At 68.5% G+C, this 4,197-nt stretch carries 6 protein-coding genes; 1 reads left to right on the top strand and 5 read right to left on the bottom strand.

Annotated features, from left to right (window positions below; translation table 11 throughout):
• The 5 genes from VNR91_RS00455 to VNR91_RS00435 all read right to left on the bottom strand — a co-directional run.
• Positions 1-260: MucR family transcriptional regulator (locus VNR91_RS00455; RefSeq protein WP_325488829.1), on the bottom strand; the 260-nt coding region annotated here is incomplete at its 3' end.
• Positions 261-351: 91 nt separating this feature from the next.
• Positions 352-843, bottom strand: coding sequence for a GNAT family N-acetyltransferase (locus VNR91_RS00450; RefSeq protein ID WP_325488828.1), 492 nt, complete (start codon positions 841-843; stop codon positions 352-354).
• Complete coding sequence (gene tsaB, locus VNR91_RS00445; RefSeq protein ID WP_325488827.1) at positions 840-1,463, bottom strand: tRNA (adenosine(37)-N6)-threonylcarbamoyltransferase complex dimerization subunit type 1 TsaB; 624 nt, start codon at positions 1,461-1,463, stop codon at positions 840-842. The genes VNR91_RS00450 and tsaB overlap by 4 nt, the downstream gene beginning before the upstream one ends.
• 181 nt (positions 1,464-1,644) lie before the next feature.
• Positions 1,645-2,238: a malonic semialdehyde reductase gene (locus VNR91_RS00440; protein WP_325488826.1), complete on the bottom strand. Its 594-nt coding sequence runs from the start codon at positions 2,236-2,238 to the stop codon at positions 1,645-1,647.
• A gap of 27 nt (positions 2,239-2,265) precedes the next feature.
• Complete coding sequence (locus VNR91_RS00435) at positions 2,266-2,841, bottom strand: NifU family protein (RefSeq protein WP_325488825.1); 576 nt, start codon at positions 2,839-2,841, stop codon at positions 2,266-2,268.
• A gap of 156 nt (positions 2,842-2,997) precedes the next feature.
• Here VNR91_RS00435 and VNR91_RS00430 point away from each other — a divergent pair.
• Positions 2,998-4,197: insulinase family protein (locus VNR91_RS00430; RefSeq protein WP_325488824.1), on the top strand; the 1,200-nt coding region annotated here is incomplete at its 3' end.

Genomic DNA, 4,197 nt, shown 5'->3' with positions numbered 1-4,197 from the left:
CGCTTGAGCATCTTCAGCTTCTTGCCATCCTCAAGACAGACGATGAAGTCGGGCTTGATCGAAGAACGGATCGAAACCGCCGGCTCCTGCTTGACCTCAGGCACCGGGGCGGCGCCGCCGAGCGCCGACAAGGCGCCGTGGATGTTCTGGATCAGAACCGGAAGGTCCGAGACGGCGACGCTGTTGTTGCTGACGTGCGCGGCGACAATATCGGCGGTCAGCGTGACCAGCGTTTCCTGAAGGTCGTTCGCATTATCCATGAATCGATTCCTTAACTCGATACTCTGTAGGGGCGCGTCGCCTTTCGGAGCATTTCCCGGCCAAAGCAAGGGCAATAATCCTGTGGATCGATTAAGCGAGCCGGCCGACCGACAATTGACGCGCAAAGGTGTGCGCGTCGAACGACTGGCCAGTCACGCCGCGATAATAGCTGCGACGCTCACCAACTTTCACAAAACCATGCGCGCGATAAAGATGCACCGCGTCATTACCCGCGCGAACCTCCAGATGAAGCCGTTCCGCTTCGCGCGCTTCGGCGTCGGCGATGACGCTGCGCAGCAACGCCGCGCCGATCCCCCGTCCGCGCAGCGCCGGGCGCACGCCGAGCAGCAGCAGCTCGCCATCGCCGGCGACGGTACGCGCCAGCGCGAAGCCGGTCAGCGCGCCGCGCTGTTCCGCCAGCGTCAGCCACACCCCGCCCAGCGACAACATGCCAAGGCACTGGTTGAGCGTCCACGCTTCGCCATAGCGCGGGTCGAACGCCTGCCCCATCACCACCGACACGGCGGGCAGATCGGTCGCGTCGCCGGGGCGCAGGTCGATCGTGCGGGGAGCGGCGCTCATGGATTGGGCACGGCGTCGGGCGCGCGGCCGTAGATCGGGCGTGCCGGCAGCGCGGTCCACGCCGGCGGCAGCAACACCACCCGCGCGGCCTCGGGCAAGGCCTCGACCAGGTCGAGCGCGGGATCGAGCGCGGCGAGGTGGCGGACGCCGTTGCCGATCGCCGGCAACCCGCCGAGCGCCGCGCGCGCCGCGTCGGGACGGCGCGAGGCCAGCACATCGATCGCCGCCAGCGGATGGGCAAAGGCCTGCATGAACACCTCGCCGTGCCCGCCTTCCATCACCACCGCCAGCGCGTCGCGACCGGGCCGGTCGGCGAACCCCATCGCGGCGATCAGCGCGAGCGAGGAGAAGCCGGTCACTTCCGCCCCCCAGCCGATGCCCAGCCCGATCGCGGCGGCCAGCCCGACGCGGATGCCGGTGAAGCTGCCCGGCCCGCAATCGACCAGGATGCGGCCGGCGCGACCCTGATCGGGCAGTTCGGCGATCATCGGCACCAGCCGTTCGGCATGGCCGCGCCCGACCACCTCATGCGCGCGCGCTATCACCGCGTCGTTCTCGATCAGCGCGACCGAGCAGGCGGCGGTGGCGGTTTCGATGACGAGGGCACGGGGGGAGGGCATGGTCGTCCCGGCTTTCGCCGGGATCGACGATTTAGGCAATGGTCGGCGCCTGTCGGGGACTTGGCGGAAAGGCGAATTTTCCGGCGGTGCCGGCCCGCTCCCCCTCTCGGCCGCCCATAGGAAACGGCCGTTGGGTGACCGGGAGGGGACGCGGGCCGGCGCGCATTTCCAAACGGACTCCCTATGCGATCCGGTTGAACTTCTCGAACGCCGGGCGCGGGCTGCGATCGAAGATCGTCGACGGATCGCCATGGCCAAAGGTGGCGATGAAATTCGACCGGACGCTCGGCTGATCGGCGAAGAACGCCTGATCGACCGCGGCGTTGTCGAATCCGGACATCGGCCCGGTATCGAATCCCAGCGCGCGCGCGGCGATGATGAAATAGGCGCCCTGGAGCGAGCTGTTGCGCGCGGCGTGGACGCGGCGCAGCTCGGGATCGTTGGCGAACCAGCTCCGCGCGTCGGTATGCGGGAACAGCCACGGCAGCTGTTCGTGGAAATCGAGGTCCATGCCGATGATCACCGCCGCCGGCGCCGCGCTGATCTTGGCGCTGTTGGTGCCGCTGGACAGCGCCGCCAGCTTGTCCTTGCCCTCCTGGCCCAGCAGCCAGACGAAGCGCGCCGGCTGCTGGTTGGCGGATGTCGGCCCCATCTTGAGCAGGTCATAGATCGCGCGGATGTCGGCTTCGGTCACCGCGCCCGGCAGATAGCCGTTATAGGTGCGCGCGGTGCGAAAGATCGTGTCGAGCCCAGCGTCGTCGAGCGGCGTTCCCATCATCTCATCCCTTTTTTTCAGAAAGCGTCAGACGGCGCGGACTTCGGTCACTTCCGGCACGTAATATTTGAGCAGCTGTTCGATGCCCTGCTTGAGCGTCGCGCTCGACGAGGGGCAACCCGAGCAGGCGCCCTGCATCTGGAGATAGACCTTGCCCTGGTCGAACCCGCGATAGACGATGTCGCCGCCGTCGTTGGCCACCGCCGGGCGCACGCGCGTTTCGATCAGCTCGCGGATCTGCGCGACGATGTCGGCATCCTCGGGATTGTCGGTGAAGGCGGCGTCTGCGGACGGCACCGCGATTCCGGCGGCGGAGCCCTGGCGGAACAGCGGCATGTTGGCGGAGAAGTGATCGAGCAACACCGCGAGCACGTCGGGCTTCACATGGACCCAGTCGACGCCGGGCGCGACCGTCACCGACACGAAATCGCGACCGAAGAACACGCCGGTGACGTCGCCCAGACCAAACAGCGTCTCCGCCAGCGGCGACGCCTCCGCTTCCTCGGGGGTGGCGAAGTCGCGCGTGCCGGCGTCCATCACGGTACGGCCCGGCAGGAACTTGAGCGTCGCGGGGTTGGGCGTGGCTTCGGTTTCGATCAGCATCCCCCGCATTTGGGCGCACCGGCGCGGGCGATCAAGGCGCGACGTGCGAAACACAGCGTTCGCGGTCGCGCCCGCCGCGATGTGTAGGCGCCGGCGCCCGTCGCAGCGCGCGCGTACCGCTGGCAGGCGCGGACGAAGCCCGCTACATGGGGCGCGATGTTCTGGTTCCCCCGCGTAGCCCGCCCGGCGCTCGTCGCGCTTCCGCTCCTCGCCCTCGCGGTTGCCGCTCCCGCGCAACACGCGCCGCCACCGGCGCCACAGGCCGGACCGGGCTGGCTCTACATCGGCAGCGACATTCCGCCCGATCCCGACTGGCGGTTCGGCACGCTGCCCAACGGGGTGCGCTATGCCGTGCGCAAGAACGGGGTGCCGCCGGGACAGGTCTCGATCCGGGTGCGGATCGACGCCGGATCGCTGATGGAGCGCGACAACGAGCTGGGTTATGCCCATCTGATCGAGCATCTGTCGTTCCGCGGCTCCGAGCATGTCGCCGACGGCGAGGCCAAGCGCATCTGGCAACGGATGGGCGCGACGTTCGGCGCGGACACCAACGCCAGCACCAGCTTCACCCAGACGGTCTACAAGCTCGACCTGCCGTCGGCGACCGAGGCCAATCTGGACGAGAGCCTGAAGATCCTGGCGGGGATGATGGACAAGCCCGGCCTCAGCCAGGCCGAACTCGATTCGGAACGGCCGGTGGTGCTGGCCGAGGCGCGCGAGCAGCCCGGGCCGCAGGTGCGGCTGAGCGACCTGACGCGCGAGACGTTCTTCGCCGGCCAGTTGCTGGCCAAGCGATCGCCGATCGGCACGCCGGAGACGCTGGCCGCCGCGACCCCGGCCAGCGTGCGCGCGTTTCAGGAACGCTGGTATCGCCCCGAACGCGCGGTAGTGGTGATTTCGGGCGATATCGATCCGGTGACCTCCGAACGGCTGATCCAGCGCAACTTCGCCGAATGGCAGGGCGAGGGTCCGGCGACGCCCAGCCCCGATTTCGGCAAGCCGGTCGCCAACATCGGCACCGGCGCGGATACCGCCAGCCTGGCCGAACCGTCGATCCCGCCGCTGGTATCGATGGCGTGGCTGCGGCCGTGGACGGTCGGCGACGACACGATCATCTTCAACCAGAAGCGGATGGTCGACATGGTCGCGATCCGCATCGTCAACCGCCGGCTGGAAACCCGCGCGCGCGGCGGCGGCAGTTTCATCCAGGCCGGCGCCGATCTGCAGGACGTGTCGCGATCGGCCAACGCCACCTTCGTCTCGATCATGCCGGTCGGCGACGATTGGGAAGCCGCGCTGAAGGACGTGCGCCAGACCATCGCCGACGCGATCGCCGCACCGCCGACCCAGGCCGAG

It is taken from the genome of Sphingomonas sp. (genome assembly GCF_035555815.1).
Taxonomy (GTDB): Bacteria; Pseudomonadota; Alphaproteobacteria; order Sphingomonadales; family Sphingomonadaceae; genus Sphingomonas.
This window is presented reverse-complemented; position numbering and strand designations above follow the sequence as displayed.